The organism is Micromonospora sp. U21 (genome assembly GCF_018070045.1).
Lineage (GTDB): Bacteria > Actinomycetota > Actinomycetes > Mycobacteriales > Micromonosporaceae > Micromonospora.
In genome coordinates, this window is the sequence record NZ_JAGPYK010000001.1 from 464,750 (window position 1) to 487,030 (window position 22,281).

At 73.1% G+C, this 22,281-nt stretch carries 15 protein-coding genes; 11 read left to right on the top strand and 4 right to left on the bottom strand.

The window, feature by feature from the left end; all coding sequences use genetic code 11:
• The first annotated feature begins 41 nt into the window (after positions 1-41).
• The 5 genes from KBX63_RS02230 to fxsT all read left to right on the top strand — a co-directional run bounded on the left by KBX63_RS02230 (position 42) and on the right by fxsT (position 8,993).
• Positions 42-2,336: an FxsB family cyclophane-forming radical SAM/SPASM peptide maturase gene (locus tag KBX63_RS02230; RefSeq protein WP_307871580.1), complete on the top strand. Its 2,295-nt coding sequence runs from the start codon at positions 42-44 to the stop codon at positions 2,334-2,336.
• Positions 2,320-3,147 carry an AAC(3) family N-acetyltransferase gene (locus KBX63_RS02235; protein WP_307871581.1) on the top strand — a complete coding sequence of 276 codons (828 nt, stop codon included), beginning with the start codon at positions 2,320-2,322 and terminating at the stop codon, positions 3,145-3,147. Before KBX63_RS02230 ends, KBX63_RS02235 begins: the two co-directional genes overlap by 17 nt.
• A gap of 61 nt (positions 3,148-3,208) precedes the next feature.
• A complete protein-coding gene (locus KBX63_RS02240) occupies positions 3,209-3,859 on the top strand; it encodes a TIR-like protein FxsC (RefSeq protein WP_210907654.1) in 651 nt (216 codons plus the stop codon).
• A complete protein-coding gene (locus tag KBX63_RS02245; RefSeq protein WP_210907346.1) occupies positions 3,856-5,127 on the top strand; it encodes a TIR-like protein FxsC in 1,272 nt (423 codons plus the stop codon). The genes KBX63_RS02240 and KBX63_RS02245 overlap by 4 nt, the downstream gene beginning before the upstream one ends.
• Positions 5,124-8,993 carry an FxSxx-COOH system tetratricopeptide repeat protein gene (gene fxsT / locus KBX63_RS02250; RefSeq protein ID WP_210907348.1) on the top strand — a complete coding sequence of 1,290 codons (3,870 nt, stop codon included), beginning with the start codon at positions 5,124-5,126 and terminating at the stop codon, positions 8,991-8,993. The genes KBX63_RS02245 and fxsT overlap by 4 nt, the downstream gene beginning before the upstream one ends.
• A gap of 73 nt (positions 8,994-9,066) precedes the next feature.
• Here fxsT and KBX63_RS02255 read toward each other — a convergent pair whose 3' ends face one another.
• A complete protein-coding gene (locus KBX63_RS02255; protein ID WP_307871582.1) occupies positions 9,067-9,975 on the bottom strand; it encodes an alpha/beta hydrolase in 909 nt (302 codons plus the stop codon).
• Positions 9,976-10,194: 219 nt separating this feature from the next.
• Here KBX63_RS02255 and miaB point away from each other — a divergent pair, with 219 nt between their 5' ends.
• Complete coding sequence (miaB, locus tag KBX63_RS02260; RefSeq protein WP_210907352.1) at positions 10,195-11,688, top strand: tRNA (N6-isopentenyl adenosine(37)-C2)-methylthiotransferase MiaB; 1,494 nt, start codon at positions 10,195-10,197, stop codon at positions 11,686-11,688.
• Between the two features lie 288 nt (positions 11,689-11,976).
• On the opposite strand, the gene KBX63_RS02265 is transcribed toward miaB, so the two are convergent.
• The gene (locus KBX63_RS02265) at positions 11,977-13,185 is read right to left on the bottom strand and encodes a DUF349 domain-containing protein (RefSeq protein WP_210907354.1); all 1,209 of its coding nucleotides are present in this window, start codon (positions 13,183-13,185) and stop codon (positions 11,977-11,979) included.
• 201 nt (positions 13,186-13,386) lie between these two features.
• Between KBX63_RS02265 and KBX63_RS02270 the strand changes: the two genes are divergently transcribed.
• The 3 genes from KBX63_RS02270 to dapF are packed head-to-tail and all read left to right on the top strand — an operon-like array spanning position 13,387 to position 15,891.
• Positions 13,387-14,103, top strand: a complete 717-nt coding sequence (locus tag KBX63_RS02270; RefSeq protein ID WP_210907356.1) for a class III extradiol dioxygenase subunit B-like domain-containing protein — start codon at positions 13,387-13,389, stop codon at positions 14,101-14,103.
• Positions 14,100-15,032, top strand: a complete 933-nt coding sequence (miaA, locus tag KBX63_RS02275; RefSeq protein ID WP_210907358.1) for a tRNA (adenosine(37)-N6)-dimethylallyltransferase MiaA — start codon at positions 14,100-14,102, stop codon at positions 15,030-15,032. Before KBX63_RS02270 ends, miaA begins: the two co-directional genes overlap by 4 nt.
• Before the next feature lie 7 nt (positions 15,033-15,039).
• Positions 15,040-15,891: a diaminopimelate epimerase gene (gene dapF, locus KBX63_RS02280; protein ID WP_210907360.1), complete on the top strand. Its 852-nt coding sequence runs from the start codon at positions 15,040-15,042 to the stop codon at positions 15,889-15,891.
• A 301-nt stretch (positions 15,892-16,192) separates the two neighbouring features.
• Here dapF and KBX63_RS02285 read toward each other — a convergent pair whose 3' ends face one another.
• Positions 16,193-17,659 carry an NAD-dependent malic enzyme gene (locus KBX63_RS02285; RefSeq protein WP_210907361.1) on the bottom strand — a complete coding sequence of 489 codons (1,467 nt, stop codon included), beginning with the start codon at positions 17,657-17,659 and terminating at the stop codon, positions 16,193-16,195.
• A gap of 184 nt (positions 17,660-17,843) precedes the next feature.
• On the opposite strand from KBX63_RS02285, the gene hflX reads away from it, so the two are divergent.
• Together hflX and KBX63_RS02295 are read left to right on the top strand one after the other, a co-directional pair.
• A complete protein-coding gene (hflX, locus tag KBX63_RS02290; RefSeq protein ID WP_210907372.1) occupies positions 17,844-19,298 on the top strand; it encodes a GTPase HflX in 1,455 nt (484 codons plus the stop codon).
• Positions 19,299-19,348: 50 nt separating this feature from the next.
• Positions 19,349-21,019: a hypothetical protein gene (locus tag KBX63_RS02295; RefSeq protein WP_210907374.1), complete on the top strand. Its 1,671-nt coding sequence runs from the start codon at positions 19,349-19,351 to the stop codon at positions 21,017-21,019.
• Positions 21,020-21,111: 92 nt separating this feature from the next.
• On the opposite strand, the gene lexA is transcribed toward KBX63_RS02295, so the two are convergent.
• Positions 21,112-21,897 (bottom strand): transcriptional repressor LexA, encoded by a 786-nt coding sequence (gene lexA, locus KBX63_RS02300; protein WP_089017136.1) that lies wholly within the window; start codon positions 21,895-21,897, stop codon positions 21,112-21,114.
• Positions 21,898-22,281 lie beyond the last annotated feature (384 nt).

Genomic DNA, 22,281 nt, shown 5'->3' on the forward strand with positions numbered 1-22,281 from the left:
CGCCCGGCTCGGGCGGATCCTGCCGGCGGATCAGCCAGTTCGTGCTGAAGGTGCACAGCAGGTGTGACCTCAGCTGCGACCACTGCTACGTCTACCAGCACGCCGACCAGACCTGGCGTGGCCGACCGGTCCGGATGCCACCGGCCACCGTCCGGGCCGCCGCGAAGCGGATCGCCGAGCACGCGCGCGAGCACGAGCTGCCGGTCGTGCACGTGGTGCTGCATGGCGGCGAGCCGCTGTTGCTCGGTGTGGCCGGGCTGCGCGAGGTGTTGGCCGAGTTGCGGGCGGCGATCACGCCCTGGACCCAGCTCGACCTGCGCATGCAGACCAACGGCGTGCTGCTCGACGAGGAGCTGTGCGGTGTGCTGGTCGACCACGACGTGCAGGTCGGCGTGTCGTTTGACGGCGACCGCGCCGCCAACGACCGGCACCGCGTGTTCGCCCACGGCGGCAGCAGTCACGACCATGTCCGGCGGGCTCTGGCCCTGCTCCGTCACCCGGCGCATCGCGCCAGCTACGCCGGCATCCTCTGCACCGTCGATGTCCGCAACGATCCCGACCGGGTGTACGAGGCCCTGCTGGCCGAACACCCGCCCCGGGTCGACCTGTTGCTGCCGCACGCCACCTGGGACCGCCCCCCGGACCGCCCCGGCGTCACGGCCACCCCGTACGCGGACTGGCTGGGGCGGATCTACCGGCGGTGGGTGGACGACGGGCGGCCCGTGTCGATCCGGCTGTTCGAGGCGCTGCGGCCGGGTGGAGGCGGCACCGAGGCGTTCGGCCTCGCCCCGGCCGACGTGCTCGTGGTCGAGGCGGACGGCACCTGGGAACAGGTCGACTCGCTGAAGACGGCGTACCACGGCGCGGCCGGCACCGGGTTCGACGTGTTCGGTCAGTCGGTGGACGAGGCCGCCCGGCACCCGGGGGTCGCCGTCCGGCAGGCCGGCGTGGCCGGGCTCAGCGCCACCTGTCGGGCCTGCCCGGTCGTCGACCGGTGCGGCGGTGGCCTGTATGCCCATCGTTGGCGCACCGGCTCCGGTTTCGACAACCCCTCGGTGTACTGCGCCGACCTGCGCCGCCTGATCGACACGGTGGCCGCGTACCCGCCACCGGGCCACGCCGCCCACTCCGCACCGCCGGAGCGGGACGACCCGCCCGTCAACGAGCTGCTGGACGAGCTGGCGACCGGGCGCGAGTCGGAGCGGACCCTTGGTCTGCTCGCCGCCACCCAGCTCTCCATCACCCGGGCGCTGCTGGCGGCCTGGCGGGAGAAGACCGGCCCCACCGCCGCGTGGGAGCTGCTCGCTCACCTCGACGGCACGGCACCGGAGGCGGTCCGGGCGGTCCTGACGCACCCCTTCGTCCGCTCGTGGCTGGTGCATCGCCTCGGCCCGCCGACCCGGTCCGGGCCACCCCGGGCGGGCGACCCGCTGCCGGCCCTCGCCGTCGTCGCCGCCCACCGGGCGGGCGTCCAGGCCGCGCTGACCGTCCCGGTGCGGGCCGGCACGACCACGCTGCCCACGCTCGGCAGCCTGGTGTTGCCGGACGTCAGCGGGGAGAGCGTCGAGGTGACCGTCCTGCCGGGCGGGTTCCGGGTCCGGGTCGGGCCGGCGGAGCAGGTGGTGTCCCTCGAACCGGCCGGGCCGCCGCCGGCCGGCTGGCTACCCACCCGCCGCGTGCCGGTGCCCGGTCGCCACCTGCTCGTCGAGGACGGCGACCCCTACCGGGACTGCTACGGCCAACCGGTCGCGTCCCGCCTGGACGACGCGGCGGCGCGAGCGTTGGGCCGTACCCTGGCCGACGCCTGGGGCGTCGTGCACCGCGACGTGCCGGCCCACGCGGCGGCGCTCGACGCCGGTCTGCGCGCCGTCGTGCCGCTGGTCCCCGACCCGGCGAGACCGCTGCGCAGCGCCACCGCCCGGGACGCGTTCGGTGCGGTCGCCGTCACCCCCACCGCGGACCCGGAGGCGATGGCGGTGCTGCTCGTGCACGAGTGGCAGCACGCGAAGCTCGGCGCGGTGCTCGACCTGTACGACCTCGTCGAGGCGAGCTCGACCACCCGGATCCGGGTGCCCTGGCGCCCCGACCCCCGGCCGCCCGAGGGAGTGCTCCAGGGGGTGTACGCGCACCTGGCGGTCACCCAGATGTGGCGGTCCCGGGCGGACGCCGACCGACCCGAGCATCAGGACGCGCCGGCGCACGCGGCCCGTTACCTGTCGTGGACCCGGGACGGCGCCGACGTGCTGCTGGCCAGCCGCACGCTCACCCCGGCGGGGGAGCGGTTCGTCGGGCGGCTGCGGCAGGCCCTGGAGGAGACCCGTGTCGGGCCCGGATGAGCCGTGCCACCTGCCCCCGCTCGATCGCCCCCGCCTCGCCGCGGACCTGCGGGCGTTGGGCATTCGTGCGGGTGCGTGCCTCCTCGTGCACTGTGGCCTCCGTCGGGTGGGTCCGCTGGAGCACGGCCCCGCGACGCTCGTCGGCGCGCTGCGCGACGTCCTCGGTCCGGCCGGCACGCTGCTGGTGCCCACCCAGACCGACGGCAACTCGACCACCTCCCGGACCTACCTTGCGGCCACCGCCGGTATGGACGCGGCGCAGCTCGCCCGGTACGAGGCGGCCCTGCCGGGCTGGGACCGCCGGACCACCCCCTCGCAACGGATGGGGGTGCTCGCCGAGTTCGTCCGGTGTGCCCCCGGCGCGGCGCGCAGCGACCATCCGCAGACCTCGTTCGCCGCGCTCGGTCCCCGGGCGCGGCAGCTCACCGACGGCCACGACCTCGACTGCCACCTGGGCGAACGCTCACCGGTGGGCGCCCTGTACGCGGCGGACGGGCAGGTCCTGCTGCTCGGCCTCGGCTACGAGGCGTGCAGCGCGCTGCACCTGGCCGAGTACCGCCTGCCGGTGCCGCCGCCGGAACGGGACTACCGCTGTTTCCGGCTCGTCGACGGGCGTCGGGTCCGCCTCGACTTCCGCGCTCTCGACCTGGACGACAGCGACTTCCCGAGGGTGGGAGCCGCGCTCGACGGCGAGTCGTTCGTCCGGCACGGTCCGGTCGGCCGGGCGAGCGCGCGGCTGCTCCCACTGCGCGCCACTGTGGACTTCGCGGTTGACTGGTTCGCCGCGAACCGCTTGGCGGTCCGGCGTTGACGCGGGTACTACGCTGATGTTCCGGCCGCGTGGGGAGGGCGGAGGGACAGCGGTGAGCACAATGGACCCACCCTCCGGCACGCGCGCCCCACTGTTTTTCCTCAGCTACTCCCGGGCGCCGGTCCGCCGGGCCACCGGCAACCCCGCCGAGTACGTTTCCCGCTTCTACGAGGACCTGTCGGTTCACGTCAGCGAGCTGGTCGGCCCGGTGACCGGAGTGGATCCCGGCTTCCTGGACAGTTCCATCGCGGGCGGAGAACGCTGGAGCCCCGAGCTGCTCCAGGCCGCCGGCACCTGCCAGGTCTTCGTTCCGCTGGTGTCCAGCGCGCTGCTCGGCAGCGACTGGTGTGGCCGGGAATGGGATGCCTTCTCCCGTCGGCGCATCGTCCCGCGGGCCGGCGCCTCCTCGGCGCACGAGACGGCGATCGTGCCGGTCACCTGGTCGCCGACGAACGGCACGCCACTGCCACGGGTGCTCCGCGACATCCAACGGTTCTCCCCGACCGCGATGCCGGATCCGGACATCGCGGTGCACTACCAGCGGGATGGGGTCTACGGCTTGCTGACCATGCAGTGGGAGAACGCGTACCGGGCGGTGGTCTGGCGGCTCGCCCAACGGATCGTGGCCATCCACCGCTCGTACCTGGTGGAGCCGTGGGTGCCGTCGAGCGTGGACGAGCTGTGCAACCGGTTCGCCGAGGAACACGGATGAGCCCGCCGGCGGGCCGACGCCGGGCGGCGGCCCGAGGGACGTACTTCTTCCTCAGCTATGCCCACTCCGCGCCTCCGCAGGGCGCCCGGGCCGACTCCGACGTCTGGGTCGGCCAGTTCTTCGCCGACCTGGCCGCGGAGGTGACCCGCCAGGCGCGGCCGGTGGCCGGGATGCGGATCGGGTTCTTCGACCAGCACATCCCGTTGGGCGCCGACTGGAAGGCGGCCCTCGCGGAGGCGCTCGGTGACGCTGAGGTCTTCGTCCCGCTCTACTCGCCCGGTTACTTCAGCCGCCCGTGGGCGCTGGGGGAGCAGGAATCCTTCCGGGCCCGGCTGGCCGCCGCCGGGCCGGCCCGGGCCGCCGCCGGCCACCTCACCCCGGTGCTGTGGATCCCCTTCCCGCCGTGGGAGACCCATCCGGAGCTGGACGGCGCCCTGGACCTGGGGCGGGACGTCCCGGAGTACGCCGAGAACGGCCTGCGCGCGCTCTGCATGCTGGCCTCCTACCGGGCGCAGTACGAACTCCTGCTGAGCCGGTTGGCCGCCCGGATCGTGCACACCGCCGAGCGGCGGCCGCTCGGCCCGTCCCGGGCACCCGGCCTGGACGAGGTCACCCGCCCTGCACCGACCGATCCGGACTTCGTCGTCGCCGTCCTGGCCCCCACCCGGGACCGCCTGCCGGCCGACCGTGATCCCGCCGGCTACGCCGCCAGTGGCCGGCTCTGGCGGCCGTACGGCCGCCGTCAGGAACTGCCCGCCGCCGAGTACGCGGCCAGCACGGCCGAGCGGCTCGGGCTGTCGGCCCGCACGGCGGACTTCGCGCAGGCCGCCGGGCTGCTCGATCGCCGACCGGCCGTGCTGCTGGTCGACCCGTGGATCGTGGCGGCACCGGATGCGCTCGGCACCGTCGAAGGCCTGCTGCACGGCCTACGGGAATGGGTCGTCCCGCTCGTGGTCACCGACGACGACGATGCGCAGGACGCCTCCCGATGGGCCACCGAGGTGACGGAACTGCTGCACGACGCCGGCCTGCCCCAGGTGAAGCAGGCATGCACCATGCGGGAGTTCGTCAACCTGATGCCGGCGCTGGTGACCGAGGCCCGCCGCCAGTTCCTCAAGCACGCCCCGGTCGTCGCCTTCCCCCCGCCGCCGGAGCCGGTGCCCAGCCTGCGCGACTCGCCGCCCGGCCCCGGCCCGGCGAGTCCGCCCGACCCTGCGTCCCCGCCCGATGATCCGGCGACACCGCGTCCCCACGGAGAGACCCTATGAGCAACGATCGCGAAGGCCAGGTCGTCACCTTCTACTCGTTCAAGGGTGGAACGGGCCGGACGATGGCGCTGGCCAACGTGGCCTGGATCCTGGCGGCCAGCGGACGGCGGGTGCTGGTCGCGGACTGGGACCTCGAGTCACCCGGCCTGCACCGCTTCTTCCACCCCTTCCTCGACGCCGAGGCGATCCAGGGCACCAGCGGCGTCATCGACCTCATCCGCGACTACGAGTGGGAGACCACCCGGGCCGACGACCGCCCCGAGCGGTGGATGGAGCAGTACGCCCGCGTCGGCCGCCACGCGTTCTCACTGCGCTGGAACTTTCCGGACGGCGGCGGCCTCGACTTCCTCTCCGCCGGCCGGCAGAACAGCGACTACGCCGTCTCGGTCAGCGGGCTGGACTGGGACAACTTCTACAACCGGCTGGGCGGGGCGCAGTTCTTCGAGGCGCTGCGGGCGGACATGAAGCGGCAGTACGACTTCACCCTGATCGACAGCCGGACGGGGCTGAGCGACGTCGCCGACATCTGCACCCTGCACCTGCCGGACACCCTGGTCGACTGCTTCACCCTCAGCGACCAGGGCATCGACGGTGCGGCCCGGGTCGCGCACTCGGTGCGGGACCGCTACCGGCGGCGGGACATCCGGGTCCTGCCGGTGCCGATGCGGGTGGACCAGGCCGAGAAGGAGCGCGCCGAGGCGGGCCGCCTGCTGGCCATGCGCCGGTTCGCCGGGCTGCCGGCCGGGATGACGGAGGCGGAGCGGCGTCGGTACTGGGCGGCCGTGGAGGTCCCGTACCGGCCGTTCTACGCGTACGAGGAGACCCTCGCCACGTTCGGCGATCCGCCCGGCTCGCCGACGTCGCTGCTGGCCGCGTTCGAGACGTTGACCGGGATCCTCACCGACGGTGCGGTGACCGCGCTGCCGGTGATGGACGAGTCGGTGCGGGAACGGGGCAAGGCCCGCTTCCGCCGGCGCACCGAGGCGATCGACGACCAGATCGTGCTCCGTTGCGCCCCGGAGGACGCCATCTGGGCCGAGTGGCTGGAGCGGGTGCTCAGTTCGGCCGGGATGCGGGTGGTGGATCCCGCGTCCGCCGTCGGGTCCGCCGGTACGCCCGCCCCGCGCACGCTGACGGTGGTCTCGCCGGCCTACGTGGCGACGCCGTCCGGTGGCCTGCCCGCTCGCGACACCAGCACCGGTTCCACGGCCCTCGCCGTGTACGTCGCCGACCTGCGCCCGCTGGCGGAGTTCCCGGCCCAGAGCTCGACCAACCTGGTCAACGTGAGCGCCGTGACGGCCGTGGAGCGGGTGTTGCGGCTGGTCGGCCGGCCGGTTCCGTCGTCGGCGGACGGCCCGGCGGGCGGGGGCGCCCGCTATCCCGGCGCCGAGCCGTTGATCTTCAACGCGCCCAACCGGAACGCCCGGTTCACCGGCCGCGAGGACGACCTGGCGCAACTGCGCGCGCAGTTGCAGAGCGGGGGCAGCGCGGTGGTGCTTCCGGTCGCTCTGCAGGGCATGGGCGGCGTCGGCAAGACGCAGGTCGCCCTGGAGTACGTGCACCGGTTCAAGTCCGCCTACGACGTGGTCTGGTGGATCGTCGCGGACCCGCCGCAGTTCGTCGACACCGCCCTGGCCGACCTCGCCGCTCGGCTCGGCATCGCCGCCGGGCCCACCCTGCCCGACACCGTCCGGTCGGTGCTCCAGGTGCTGGGCAGGGGCGAGCCGTACGAGCGGTGGCTCGTCGTGCTCGACAACGCCGAGGAACTGGACCAGATCGAGCCCTTCCTGCCACAGGGGCCCGGGCACGTCCTGCTGACCTCCCGCAACCGCGCCTGGGGTGACCGGGCGAACCCGATCCAGGTCGACGTCTTCGACCGGACGGAGAGCGTCGCGCACCTCGCCCAGCGGGTGCCCACGATCAGCGCCGAGGAGGCCGACCGGGTGGCCGAGGCGCTCGGTGACCTGCCGATCGCCGTGGCCGCCGCCGGCGCGTGGCTCGCCGACACCGGCACGTCGGTCGCCGACTACCTGCGGCAGATCGAGCGGCACGGCCCCAGCGCGCTCTCCGTCGAGGCCACCTGGGACCTGTCGTTGAACCGGCTGCACGATCAGGCACCCGCCGCGTACCGGCTGTTGCAGCTCTGCTCGGTGCTGGCACCGGAGATCGCCCTCGACCTGATCTACAGCGACGAGATGGCGGCGGCCCTCGTGCCGTTCGACCCGTCGGTGTCGGAACGTCTCGTGCGCGGCGCCCTGATCCAGCAGATCAACCGGCTGGCGCTGCTCAAACTCGACGTCCAGGGCGGTCGGGTCCAGGTGCACCGGCTCCTGCAGGCGGTGGTTCGGGACCGGATGACCGACGACGAGATCGTCACCGCCCGGCACCAGGTGCACCTGGTGCTGGCCGCGTCCCGACCGCGCGGCGACGTGGACAACCCGACCACCTGGCCCCGGCTGCGCATGCTCTGGCCGCACCTGGAGGTCTCCGAGGCGGTGACCTGCCCCGACGAGTCGGTGTGCCAGCTGCTGATCGACCGGGTCCGCTACCTGTGGCAGCGCGGCGGCCTGGAGCAGGCTGACGGGTTCAGCCGGCAGGTGGACGACACCTGGTCCGCGCGGCTGAGGGGCCTGGACGACGAGGGTGAGGCCACGGCGCCGCGTCGACACCTGCTGCACCTGCGGTTCAACCGGGCGAACATCCTGCGCAGCCTGGGTCGGTTCGACGAGTCCCGGGACCTCGACGAGGCGGTGCTCGCCGAGCAGCGCCGGTTGTTGGGCCAGTTGCACCCGCACACCCTGATGACCGCCGGCAGCCTCGCCGGTGACCTGCGGGCGCTCGGCCGGTACGCCGAGGCGCTGGAACGGGACCGGTCCACCTACGCCTCCTGGCTCCAGGTGTTCGGCGAGGACCACCCCCGGACGCTGAGCGCGGCCAACAACCTCGCCGTCTCGTACCGCCTGGTCGGCGACTACCGGTCGGCCCGCCGATGGGACGACGAGGTGCACCAGCGGCGGCGGCTGGTGCTCGGCCCCACCCACCCGTACACCCTGATCTCGGCTGTCCGCCTGGGCAGCGACCTGCGCGAGGCCGGCGAGTACGAGAGGTCGGCCACCCTGCTACGCACCGTCTACGACGCGTACTGCGAGGTGCTCGGGCCCGACGACGGCCTCTCCCTCGGCGCCCAGGTCAACCTGGCGGTGTCGCTGCGCAGCTCGGGTCGGGCGGGCGAGGCCGCGCCGATGTTCGAGACCGCCTACCGGAAGCTCGACGAACGCTTCGGGCCGGACAACCCGGACACGGTGGCGTGCCGGTCGAGTCGGGCGGCGAACCTGTTGGCCGTCGGCGACGCGGCCCGGGCGCTGACCGAGATGACCGCGGTCACCCAGGCGTACGAGGAGGACCTGCGCCTCGGCGCCACCCACCCGCACACCCTGGCCACGTTGAGCAACATCTCCGCCGCCGAACGTGCGGTCGGCCGCCGGTCGGCGGCCCGCGCGTCGGCCACGCGCGCGGCCGGCGAGCTGCGCAAGGTGCTCGGCCCCGACCACCCGCACACCCTGGCGGCCGAGGTGAACCAGGCGGTGTGCCTCGCCGAGGACGGCGAGTGGGTTCCGGCGCGGGACCGGCTGCGCGAGACCGCCGACCGGCTGTCCCAGGTGATCGGCGCGGACCACCCCGACACGCTGCGCTGCCTCGGTGATCTCGCCCTGGTGTCGAGGCGCGCCGGCGACGGCGCTCCCTCCGAGGCCGTGACCGCGGTGGCCGACCGGCTGGCCGAGGTGATCGGCCAGGAGCACACGACCGTGCAGACCCTGCGTGAGCGGCGGTTCGTCGTCCGGGTGATCGACCCGCACCCGTTCTGATCGAGGGCGGGCCGGCGGCTCGGCGGGCGGTCCGGCCGTCCGGGCCGCCGTCGTGGCCGTGGTGCGGCACGCCCTAGAGCTGCGGGCTGGCCGCGAGCTCCGGCGTGGCCAGCCAGGCCAGGGTCTGCGGGAGGATCTCCACCGCGCCGAAGTGCGCGGCGCCCGCCTGCACCTGGACCTCGGCGTGCGGGATCCGCGAGGCGAGCCACCGGGAGTGCTCCACCGGGGAGAAACGGTCCTGCTCACCGTGCCACAGCCGGACCTGCGCCGGGATGGCGCCGAGGTCGAACCCCCAGCCCCGCCGCATCGCCAGCACGTCGTCGATCCAGCCCTCGGGGCCGTGCCGCAGCGCTTCGGCGTACATGTCGGTCAGCAGCCGGCGGATCGCGACGTCGTCGACCACCCGGATGTCGGCCTCGGGCAGCTGGGGGCGGAGGAATTCCAACAGCGTCATCGGGTCCCGTCGGGCCTGTTCCGCACGGACCTTCAGATTGAGCGTGAGTTCGGCCAGGTCCTCATCGGCCTGCCCGTAGTCCTCGACGTTGGTCTCGGACATGCCGGCGTACCAGTCCAGGTCGGGTGCGCCGGCCGGGGCGAGCCCCACCAGCACGGCGGCCCGGGTGACCCGGTCCGGCAGCAGCGCGGCGCAGGCCAGGGCGTGCGGGCCCCCGCCGGAGCGGCCCACCACCGCGAACCGTTCGATGCCGAGGTCGTCGGCGATCGCCGCAACGTCGGCCGCCGCGTCGGCGACCCGGCGACCCTCGTGCCGGCAGGAGTCGCCGTAACCGGGCCGGTCGTAGCAGACGAGTTGCACGCCGAGGCGGTAGAGGACGATGCCGCGGGGGCGGGGGCCGCTGCGGCTGCCCGGTGTGCCGTGCAGCAGGAAGACCGCGGGCCCGTCCGGCGAGCCGGAGGTCTCCACCGCGAGGTGCCGGCCGTCCGGAGTGGCGACGGAGCGCTGTGCCGCATGTTGTCGCGTCACGGTTGCCTCCCGCGGGTCGTCATGTGCTCCCCCGAGTACGGAGCCGCGCATCGGCGGCACCGAGTGCAAAGCCCCCGAAATCGCCCAGAACACATTCTTGTTGTGCAGCGTACTGCCCGTCGTGGGCCCCCGCCATGGGCCAGCGGGTCAATGCCGGTCGGCTGAGCCCGCCGACCGGGCCGCTACCCTGGTACCCCGAGGGGAAGGGGCACCAAGAGGGTGGCTAGGACCTACAACGTCGTGACCTACGGCTGCCAGATGAACGTGCACGATTCCGAGCGCATCTCCGGCCTGCTCGAACAGGCCGGCTACGTACGCGCGGCGCCGGCCGACGACACCCCCGACATCGTCGTCTTCAACACCTGTGCGGTGCGGGAGAACGCCGACAACCGGCTCTACGGCAACCTCGGCCGTCTGCGCCCGGTGAAGGACAAGCACCCCGGGATGCAGATCGCGGTCGGCGGCTGCCTGGCCCAGAAGGACCGTGGCGAGATCGTCCGCAAGGCGCCCTGGGTGGACGTGGTCTTCGGCACCCACAACATCGGTGCACTGCCGGTGCTGCTGGACCGCGCCCGGCACAACGCCGCCGCCGAGGTGGAGATCCTGGAGTCACTGGACGTCTTCCCGTCCACGCTGCCCACCCGGCGCGAATCCACGTACGCCGGCTGGGTCTCGATCTCGGTGGGCTGCAACAACACCTGCACGTTCTGCATCGTGCCCGCTCTGCGCGGCAAGGAGAAGGACCGCCGCCCCGGCGACATCCTCTCCGAGGTGCGCGCCCTGGTCGACGAGGGCGTGCTGGAGGTGACCCTGCTCGGGCAGAACGTCAACTCCTACGGTGTCGAGTTCGGTGATCGGTACGCATTCGGCAAGCTGCTGCGCGCTTGCGGCGACATCGACGGGCTGGAGCGGGTCCGGTTCACCAGCCCGCACCCGAAGGATTTCACGGACGACGTGATCGCCGCGATGGCCGAGACGCCGAACGTCTGCCACTCGCTGCACATGCCGTTGCAGTCCGGCTCCGACGCCGTACTCCGGGCGATGCGCCGGTCCTACCGGTCCGACCGTTACCTGGGGATCATCGAGAAGGTCCGGGCGGCGATGCCGGACGCGGCGATCACCACCGACATCATCGTCGGCTTCCCCGGCGAGACCGAGGCCGACTTCCAGCGCACCCTGGACGTGGTTCGGGAGGCCCGGTTCTCCTCGGCCTTCACCTTCCAGTACTCCAAGCGCCCCGGCACTCCCGCCGCCACGATGGACGACCAGCTGCCCAAGCAGGTCGTGCAGGAACGCTACGAGCGGCTGATCGCCACCGTGGAGGAGATCACCTGGGCGGAGAACAAGCGCCTGGTGGGGGAGACCGTCGAGGTGCTGGTCGCGGTCGGCGAGGGGCGCAAGGACGAGCGGACCGGCCGGATGTCCGGCCGGGCCCGCGACGGTCGGCTGGTGCACTTCGCGACCACAGCGTCCGACGGTGGGTCACTGGCCGGGCAGATCCGGCCGGGAGACATCGTGCGCACCGCGGTGACGTACGCCGCCCCGCATCACCTCAACGCCGACGGCGCGCCACTGTCGCACCGGCGGACCCGGGCCGGCGACGCCGCCGAGGCGGGCCGCTCCCCGCGTACGCCCGGGGTGTTGCTCGGGCTGCCCACGGTCGGCGCTCCGGCGGTCACGCACGCACCCACCAACGGCTGCGCCGCCCACTGAGTGAAAGGAAGGGCCCCTTGTTGTCGCCAGGCGACAACAAGGGGCCCTTCCTTTCACTGTGTACCGCTCGGGCCGCGCTCCGGCGGTCCCGGCGGCTCAGCAGCCGGTGCCGCCGAGCTTCACGTGCCCGGGCTGCTGGCGGTGCCGTTGGCGGTGAAGCCCACGGTGTCTCATCAGCCCAGGTCGATGTGTCAACAACCCCGGCCAACGGCGGGGTGCGGCGGGCGGAGTGCGGATACGCGGGAGCCCCGGTCCCGTGCGGGGACCGGGGCTCCAGAGTGCGTCAGGTCAGCCGGCCCGCTCGGCGAGCTGGAGGAACTGCCGCTTGGACGCGAGGGCCTGCTCGGCCTCCTTGATCCGGCGAGCGTCCCCGGCGCTCTGCGCCCGGGCCAGCCGGTCCTCGGCCTCCGCCACCTGTGACCGCATCTGGGCGAGCAGCGGGTTGTCCTCCTTGGTGGTCCGGCGCCACGCCGAATCCATCACCTCGCGGACCTTCTCGTCGATGACGCGCAGCCGGCGCTCCAGCCCGGCGGCGGCTTCCCGGGGCACCCGGCCGGCCTCGTGCCACTGGGCCTGGATCTCCCGCAGCTTGGCCTGGGCGCCCTTCGGGTCGGCGTCGATGTCCAGCGCCTCCGCCTCAGCCAGCAGGGCCTGCTTGCGCTCCAGGTTCACGCGCTGCTCGTTGTCGCGGGCGGAGAAGACCTCGCTACGCCGGCTGAAGAAGGCGTCCTGCGCGGCCCGGAATCGTTCCCAGAGCTTCTGCTCGGCCTCCTTGGAGGCGCGCGGCGCGGCCTTCCACTGGGTCATCAGGTCCTTGAGCTGGTTGGCCGTGGCCGCCCAGTCGGTGGAGTCCTTGAGCTTCTCCGCCTCGGCGACCAGCTCCTCCTTGGCCGTCTGAGCCTGCTTGCGCTGCGCGTCCAGGGAGGCGAAGTGGGCGCCCCGGCGCCGGGTGAACCCGTCCCGGGCGGCGGCGAACCGCTTCCACAGCTCACCGTCGGTCTTCTTGTCGACCCCGCGGATGGTCTTCCACTCGTCGAGGATCTCCTTGAGCCGGTCCCCGGCGGTCTTCCAGCCGGTGGACTCCGCGGCGAGCTTCTCGGCCTCCTCGACCAGCGCGGTCTTGCGGGCCAGGGCCTCGCCGCGAGCGGCGTCCCGGGCGGCACGCGCCTCGCCGGCCTTCTCCTCGGCGAGGGTGGCCAGCTTGTCCAGCCGCGCGGCCAGCGCGTCGATGTCGCCGACCACGTGGGCCTCGGGCAGCGAGGCGCGGATCCGCCGGATCGTGCTCAGCGAGTGCGCGGCGTCCGCCGCACCCGAGTTGAGCCGCGCTTCGGTCAGGTCCACCTCGGTCACCAGATCGGCGAAGCGGCGTGCGAAGTGCGCGAGGCCCTCCTCCGGTGCTCCCGCCTGCCAGGATCCGACCACCCGCTCGCCCTCGGCGGTCTTGACGTACACAGTGCCGTCCGCGTCCACCCGTCCGAAGGCAGTCCAGTCGCTCATGTGCCCATCCTCGTTCTCCCGGCGTCGAGGGAACCGTCCCCCGTCGCCGCCACGGCGCAGCCAAGTTGCTTCCGGCATTGTCACAGGTCCGACCCGGTCCGCGTCGAGCGCCTATCGCCGACCGTGACCATACGGTGTCCTAGGGCCCGATTGACCGGATCGGCGCGGAGACGCACCGGGGATTCCCGCTACGGTAAGCGGGTGCCACTGGTCGCCGCCGCCGTCTGCCCGCATCCGCCCCTGCTCGTGCCCGAGGTGGCCGGCGCCGCCGCACCGGAGCTGGACGATCTGCGGGCGGCCTGCGACACCGCCGTACGCGGGCTGTTGGCCGCCGACCCGGCCACCGTGGTGCTGCTCGGCGCCGGCCCGGTGACCGGAGCCATCCCGCCCCCGGCCACCGGTTCCCTGCAGCCCTGGGGTGTCGACCTGGACGTGCCGCTCACCGCCGGTCAGCCGGACCGGGGCGCGGTGCTGCCGTTGAGCCTGACCATCGGTGCGTGGCTGTTGGCCCGGCACGGCGTGCGGCTGCCGGTGACCGCCGTGCAGGTGGCCGCCGACGCCGGCCCGGTCGAGCTGGCCGCGCTCGCCGACGAGGTCAGCGCCGTGGGCGCCCGGGTGGCGCTGCTGGTGCTCGGTGACGGGTCGGCCTGCCGGGGGGAGAAGTCCCCCGGGTACGACGACCCGCGCGCCCGCCCGTACGACCACCGGGTCGCCACGGCCCTGGCCGAGGCGGACCTGGACGTCCTGCTCGACCTCGACCCGGTCGTGTCCGCGGAGCTGAAGGCCGCCGGTCGGGCGCCCTGGCAGGTGCTCGCCGGCGCGGCCCGGTCGACCGGCGGCGGATGGCGCGGCGAGCTGCTGCACGACTCGGCCCCCTACGGCGTCGCCTACTTCGTGGCGTCCTGGGCGCCGGCGTGAGCGGCGACGGGGGCCGCCCGGTCGGCACGGTCGTCGCGGTGGTCGGCCCGACCGCGGCGGGCAAGTCGGCGTTGAGCATCGCGTTGGCGCACGCCCTGGACGGGGAGGTTGTCAACGCCGACTCGATGCAGCTCTACCGGGGCATGGACATCGGCACCGCCAAGCTGACCCCTGCCGAGCGGGACGGGGTGCCGCACCACCTGCTGGACATCTGGGAGGTCACCGAGCCGGCCAGCGTCGCGGAGTACCAGCGTCTGGCCCGCGCGGCGGTGGACGACATCCTGTCCCGGGGCCGGGTGCCGCTGCTGGTCGGCGGCTCAGGGCTGTACGTGCGGGCGGTGCTGGAGCGCTTCGACTTTCCCGGCACCGACCCGGCGCTGCGCGAGCGGCTGGAACGGGAGCTGGCCGAGGTCGGCCCGGCGCCGCTGTACGCGCGGCTGCGCGCCGCCGACCCCGCCGCCGCCGAGGGCATCCTGCCCGGCAACGGCCGGCGGATCGTCCGGGCCCTGGAGGTGATCGAGCTCACCGGCGCCCCGTTCGCGGCGTCGTTGCCCGAGCCGACGCCGTACTACCCGTCGGTGCAGCTCGGAATCGATCTGGACACCGGGCTGCTGGATGAGCGGATCGCGCTGCGGGTCGATCGGATGTGGGCCGACGGCCTGCTGGCCGAGACCCGTGAGCTGGTCGGGCGGGGCCTGCCCGAGGGGCGGACGGCCAGCCGGGCGCTCGGCTACCAGCAGGTGCTGCGGCTCTTCGCCGGTGAGCTGACCGAGACGCAGGCGCACGACGAGACGGTCCGGGCCACCCGGCGGTTCGTCCGCCGGCAGCGGTCCTGGTTCCGGCGCGATCCGCGGATCCACTGGCTGGATTCGGCCGCGCCGGACGTGATCGAGGCTGCCCTGCGCCTGGTGCCCGCCCCTGCGCGATGATGGGGGCGTGGAGTTCACCAAGGGCCATGGCACCGGCAACGACTTCGTCCTTCTCCCCGACCCGGATGGTCAGTTCGACCTGACCCCGGAGCTGGTCGCGGCGCTCTGCGACCGACGGCGGGGCATCGGCGCGGACGGCGTGCTGCGAGTGGTCCGCGCGGCCAAGCATCCGGAGGGTGCCGGGCAGGCCGGTGAGGCCGAGTGGTTCATGGACTACTGGAACTCCGACGGCTCGTTGGCCGAGATGTGCGGCAACGGCGCCCGGGTCTTCGTCCGCTATCTGATCGACACCGGGCTGGCCACGCCGGCCGGCGCGGCGCTGCCGGTGGCCACGAGGGCCGGCGTCGTGCGCGCGCGGGTCGAGGGGGACTCCATCGCCGTCGAGATGCGCCGCCCCCGGCTGCACGCCGGCTCGACCGCCACGCTCGGCGGGCTGACCCTGCCCGGCACCGCCGTGGACGTCGGCAACCCCCACCTGGTCTGCGTCCTGCCGGCCGGTCTGGAGCTGTCCGCGCTGGACCTCACCACCGCACCCGGATTCGACCCGGCGCTCTTCCCGAGCGGGGTGAACGTGGAGTTCATCGTGCCGGGCGAGCCGGTCGACGGCACCGACGAGCACACCCTGATGCGGGTGTACGAGCGCGGCAGCGCGGAGACCCTCTCCTGCGGCACCGGTGCCTGCGCGGTGGCCGCGGTGGCCCTGCACGACGCGGCCCGGGACACCGGCAGGGTCGCCGTCGACGTCTCCGGTGGCCGCCTCACGGTCACCGTGACCGACGATTCCTGCTGGCTGTCCGGCCCGGCCGTCCTGGTGGCGACCGGAGAGGTCGACCTCGCCGGGCTGCCCGCCTCCGCCTGACGCCGGGCGGCGTTGGCCCGTCTGGTGCTGTCGCACGGGTGCCGCGTCCGCTACTCGCTCGTGTGCCGCGCTCGGCGCGGTCGGTCACCTATCGCTCGTGATGCCGCGCGCGGCCGCTGTCGGTCACCGCGCAGCCTTTGCTCTGCTTCACCCCACGCAACGGTTGACGTCCGATAATCGGACACCGACCGTTGCGGTGGTTGAAGCAGAGCAAAGCGGGGGAGACGAACGACTGGTGGCCGTCTCCCCCGATCACGTGGGTCCCAGCGTGTGCCGGGCCGGCTTCGCCTCGATCAGTCCGTCAGGGGGTGGCGCTGGCGTTGGCGGCGATCTCGGGGAGGTCGGCGGGGCCCGGGTCGGAGGCCGGCAGCGGACTGGGGTTGTGGGCGGCGGCGCGCACGGCGGCGGCGACCGCCGGGGCGACCCGGGGGTCGAAGACGCTGGGCACGATCACCGTCGGGTTGATCTTCTCCTCGCCGACCACGTCGGCGATGGCCCGGGCGGCGGCGATCGCCATCTCCTCGGTGAACTCCTCGGCGTGCGCGTCCAGCATGCCGCGGAACACCCCGGGGAAGGCGAGCACGTTGTTGATCTGGTTCGGCTGGTCCGAGCGGCCGGTGGCCACCACGGCGGCGTGCTTGCGCGCCTCCCGCGGGTCGACCTCCGGGTCCGGGTTGGCCAGGGCGAAGACGATCGAGTCCTTGGCCATCTGAGCGATGTCGTCGCCGGTGAGCAGGTTCGGCGCGCTGACCCCGATGAAGACGTCCGCGCCCCGGATCGCGCCCGGCAGGTCACCGGCGTAGTTGTCCTTGTTGGTGTTGTCCGCCAGCCACTGCCACGCCGAGTTGAGCCCGGTCAGCCCGCGGTGCAGGGCACCCTCCCGGTCGTACGCGATGATGTCGCCGACGCCCTGGCGCAGCAGCAGCTTCATGATCGCCGTGCCGGCCGCGCCGGCGCCGGAGACCACCACCCGGACGTCCGCGAGCTGCTTGCCCACGACCCGCAGCGCGTTGGTCAGCGCGGCCAGCACGCAGATCGCGGTGCCGTGCTGATCGTCGTGGAAGACCGGGATGTCCAGCAGCTCACGCAGCCGGGCCTCGATCTCGAAGCAGCGCGGCGCGGCGATGTCCTCCAGGTTGATCCCGCCGTACGCCGGCGCGATCGCCTTGACGATGGCCACGATCTCGTCGGTGTCCTGGGTGTCCAGGACCACCGGCCAGGCGTCCACCCCGCCGAAGCGCTTGAACAACGCCGCCTTGCCCTCCATCACCGGCAGCGACGCGGCCGGGCCCAGGTTGCCCAGGCCGAGCACCGCCGAGCCGTCGCTGACCACCGCGACGGTGTTGCGCTTGATGGTCAGCCGGCGGGCGTCCGCCGGGTTCTCGGCGATCGCCATGCAGACCCGGGCCACCCCTGGGGTGTACGCGCGGGACAGCTCGTCACGGTTGCGCAGCGCGACCTTCGAGGTCACCTCGATCTTGCCGCCCAGGTGCAGCAGGAACGTCCGGTCCGACACCTTGCGCACGTCCACGCCGTCCAGCGCGGTCAGCGCGTCGACCACCTGGTCGGCATGGCCGGAGTCGGCGGTGTCGCAGGTCAGGTCGACGATCACGTGGGTCGGGTCGGAGTCCACCACGTCCAGCGCTGTGACGATTGCCCCGGCTTCGCCGACCGCGGTGGTGAGCCGGCCGATCGAGGAGGCGTCCGCGGTCACGGCGATCCGGATGGTGATCGAGAATCCGGCGCTCGGCAGTCGGGTGATGGCCACGAGGTCCCTCCGTCACGGCTGTGCGGCCGCTCGGCCGCCGCCCAGCATTTCTACCGGGTTGTCGAGGTCGACCGGCATTCGCCCCCGCTTTTGGCGACCTTCGGCACGGGCATATAGCAGGTGCGTTCGGCGTTGCGTCATGTCAGGATTACGTTCTACTTATCAAAACGGACAGGAGAACCGCTTGCGAGACCAGGAGAGCTTTGTCCCCGTCGAGGACGAGCTCGACGACATGACCACCGGCGAGATGGAGCTGTCGGAGCGGCAGTCGCTACGACGCGTACCGGGCCTCTCCACCGAGCTCACCGACGTCACCGAGGTGGAATACCGGCAGCTGCGGCTGGAGCGGGTCGTCCTGGTGGGCGTCTGGACCGAGGGCACGGTGACCGACGCGGAGAATTCGCTGACCGAGCTGGCCGCGCTCGCCGAGACCGCCGGCTCGCAGGTGCTCGAAGGGCTGATCCAGCGCCGTACGCGGCCCGACCCGGCCACCTACATCGGCCGGGGCAAGGTCGACGACCTCGGTGCGGTGGTGCTCTCCACCGGCGCCGACACGGTGATCTGTGACGGTGAGCTGTCCCCGTCCCAGCTGCGCAACCTGGAGCAGCGCACCAAGGTCAAGGTGGTCGACCGGACGGCGCTGATCCTCGACATCTTCGCGCAGCACGCCAAGAGCAAGGAAGGTAAGGCGCAGGTCGAGCTGGCCCAGCTGCAATACCTCCTGCCCCGGCTGCGCGGTTGGGGCGAGACGCTGTCCCGGCAGACCGGTGGTAGCGGTCGCGGCGGCGGCGCCGGCGGCGGCGTGGGTGTGCGTGGCCCCGGTGAGACCAAGCTGGAGACCGACCGGAGGCGCATCCGTCACCGCATCTCCCGGCTGCGCCGCGAGATCAAGAGCATGAAGACGGTACGCGTGACCAAGCGCGCCCGGCGTTCCCGTAACGCCGTCCCCGCGGTGGCCATCGCCGGCTACACCAACGCCGGCAAGTCCAGCCTGCTCAACCGGCTGACCGGCGCGGGTGTGCTGGTGGAGAACGCGCTCTTCGCGACGTTGGACCCGACCACCCGTAAGGCCACCGCCGCCGACGGGCGCCTCTACACCCTCTCGGACACGGTCGGCTTCGTCCGGCACCTGCCGCACCAGATCGTCGAGGCGTTCCGCTCGACGCTGGAGGAGGTCGCCGAGGCGGACCTGGTGGTGCACGTCGTCGACGGCGCCCACCCGGACCCGGAGGAGCAGGTGCGGGCCGTCCACGAGGTCCTCGCGGAGGTCGGCGCGGACCGGCTCCCCGAGCTGCTGGTGGTCAACAAGACCGACACGGCCGACGAGGACACGCTGCTGCGGCTCAAGCGGCTCTGGCCGGACGCGATCTTCGTCTCCGCGCACACCGGGCGGGGCGTCGACGGGCTGCGCGAGGCGATCGAGGAGCGGCTTCCCCGGCCGGCCGTGGAGGTCCGGGCCGTCCTGCCGTACGACCGGGGTGACCTGGTGGCACGGGTGCACCGCACCGGCGAGGTGCTCAGCACGTCGCACCTGCCGGAAGGCACCCTGCTGCACGTTCGGGTCGGCGAGGCGCTCGCCGCCGAGTTGGCGCCGTTCGACGTCGAGCGGCAGGGGCAGACGGCCGGCAGCCGGCGCTGATCGGCCCCGGCGTCATCCCCCGGAAACGCGCGGCATGCGACACTGGCCGAATGCGCCGCGTTGTTTCCTCGGTCACGGTTGCCCTCGGCCTGCTCGGGGCAACCGTGGCGCTCGCCGGAGTCGCTGTCGCCGCTCCCGCCCCCGCATCCTCCGATGCGTCCGCCGCCACTCCCGGCAAGAAGCGATGCACGATCGCCGATGAGCGGTTGCGGGAGCTGTCCGGCCTGGTAGCGACCAAGAGCGGCTACATCGTCATCAACGACGGCACCGACGTCGCGGCACGCAAGCGGGTCTTCTTCCTCGACACCAAGTGCAAGATTTCGAAGGACCCGGTCCAGTACTCGGGGCAGGGCCCGTCCGACACCGAGGACCTCGCTCTCTCGCCGAACGGCGCGACCCTCTGGATCGCGGACATCGGCGACAACGTCGTCACCGCCAAGGAGCGCCGTAAGCGGGTCGCGCTCTGGTCGATGCCGGTCACCGGCTCCAAGCAGCCGGTGCTGCACCGGATCTCCTACCCGGAGGGCAAGCCGCACGACGCCGAGGCGCTGCTCATCGGCAACGACGGCAAGCCGCTGATCATCACCAAGGTGACGAGCGGAAAGGCCGAGATCTTCACCCCGGCGGCGGCGCTGAAGAACGGCGACACCCCTCCGGTGCCGATGCGCAAGGTCGGCGACATCGCGTTGCCCCAGACGCAGACGGAAAATCCGCTCAACACGTTCGGCCGGGTCGCGATCACCGGCGCGGCACGCTCGCCGGACGGCTCCCGGGTGGTCCTGCGCACGTACGCGGACGCGTTCGAGTTCGACGTTGCCGGTGGCGACATCGTCGGCGCGCTCACCACCGGGAAGCCTCGGGTAACGCCGCTCGCCGACCCGTTCGGTGAGGCCATCAGCTACACCCCGGACGGCAAGACCTTCGTGACGGTTTCCGACGGTCAGCAGTTCACGCAGGACGAGCCGGTCGAGATCCTCAGCTACACGCCGTCCACCAAGACGGCGCAACCGCTGGCGGACGATGCCGGTGCCACCAAGTCGGCCGCCTCGCAGTCGTGGTTCGACGGGTTGAGCCTGGACGACATCACCTACCTGGTCGGCGCCGTCGGGCTGATCGGCCTGCTGCTGGTCGGCGCCGGCATCGCCGGCATCGTCCTGGCGCGCCGCCGTCCGCCGGCCGCCGATGCGTCCGACCGGTCGGACCCGGACGGCGATCCCTTCGGCCCGCGTGGTGGCCGTGCCGACGACGGGTTCCCGGCCGGTGATCGTGCCGGCGGCGTCTACGGTGGCGGCGCGCCGGCCGGTGGGGCGGTCTACGGCGCCGGCGGCGGCGCGGGCCGTGGTGGTCCCGCCCCGGCGGGCGGCGCGGTGTACGGCGGTGGCCGTCCGGCAGCCGATGGTGGCTACGGTCCTGCCCCGGCGGCCGGCGGTGGCGTTTACGGCGGGGGTCGTCCCCCGGCGGGTGGCGGCGGCCGGCCGGCAGGTGGCGGTGGTCGTCCTCCGGGCGGTGGCCGTCCCGGCGCTGGCGTGTACGGGGGCGGAGGCCAGCCCGGTGGCGGTGGCCAGCCCGGCGGCGGTCGAGCGGAGCCGCCGCGGCGTGGTGGGCCGGAGCCGGACTACCGGGGCCAGCGGCCTGGTCGTCGGCGTGACGAGGAAGCGCCCGTGGACCCGTACGGCCAGTATCCCGGGGGCGGTCGCGGCCACCGGGGCGACCGCTACTGACGCCTCCCGGCGGCGTGCCTGACGCACCCAGAACGATCGGACCGCCGGTGGGCGGGGCGGGTGAGTGCCGTGGGCACTCACCCGCGGACCGGTCAGATCCGGCGTAGCACCGCCACGACCCGGCCCATGATGGTGGCGTCGTCACCGGGGATCGGGTCGAAGGCTGGGTTCTGCGGCATCAGCCAGACGTGCCCGTCGCGCCGCCGGTAGGTCTTGACGGTCGCCTCGCCGTCGAGCATGGCGGCCACGATCTCGCCCGAGTCGGCGGTGGGCTGCTGCCGGACGACCACCCAGTCGCCGTCGCAGATGGCCGCGTCGAGCATCGAGTCGCCCTTGACCTGGAGCATGAAGACCTCGCCCTCGCCGACCAGCTCTCGGGGGAGGGGGAAGATGTCCTCCACCGCCTGCTCGGCGAGGATCGGCCCACCGGCGGCGATCCGGCCGAGCATCGGCACGTACGCCGGGGTCGGCCGCTGCGCGCGGGACAGCTCGTCGTCGATGGCCTCGCTGGGGGCCCGGACGTCCACCGCGCGCGGCCGGTTGGGGTCGCGGCGCAGGAAGCCCTTCTTTTCCAGCTCCTTGAGCTGGTAGGCGACGCTGGACGGCGACACCAGGCCGACCGCCTCGCCGATCTCCCGGACGCTCGGCGGGTAGCCGTGGCGCTCCACCCAGGTGCGGATGAATTCCAGGATGCGGCGCTGGCGGGCGGTCAGGTCGACCGTCGCCGGGTCGGGGAAGCTGCTGACCACCGGGGTGACCGGGCGCACGGCGGGTTGGCCCGTCCGGCTGCGCGCGGCGCTGCGGCGTCGGGTGGCCGGCGGGCCCGCCTCGGTGATCTGCTGCGGGCTCTTTGGCCGGCTGGCCCGGTCCTCGGTCACGTCCGTCCTCCCTGGTCGGCGCTGGGTGCCTCGTCGGCTCGTGGTGCGTGCGGTGGTGCCACGACGGTGCTGAGGGTGGTGCGTCGCCGGGTGTGGTGAAGATCCATCGCGCCCGGTTGTTCCTGACCGTATAGGTGAGATCGGTCATTTTCAAACATCTGTACGACCTATCACCGGCGTGTCGGGGTGAAAAACCGCTCCTGTCGTACGGATGTTCTGATAAATGGTACGTCGGATAGCACGCGTGTTCGATCCTCGGCCGTTTTCCGGGCTACTTCGACCCCGCCGGCCGGTAACCCCGGCGGAGGCTCCGCGTTGGGTCTTCCGGCGGAGCGTTGGGTGCGGATGACCGGATGGTCCGTGACGCGCCGGACATGCCAGCCA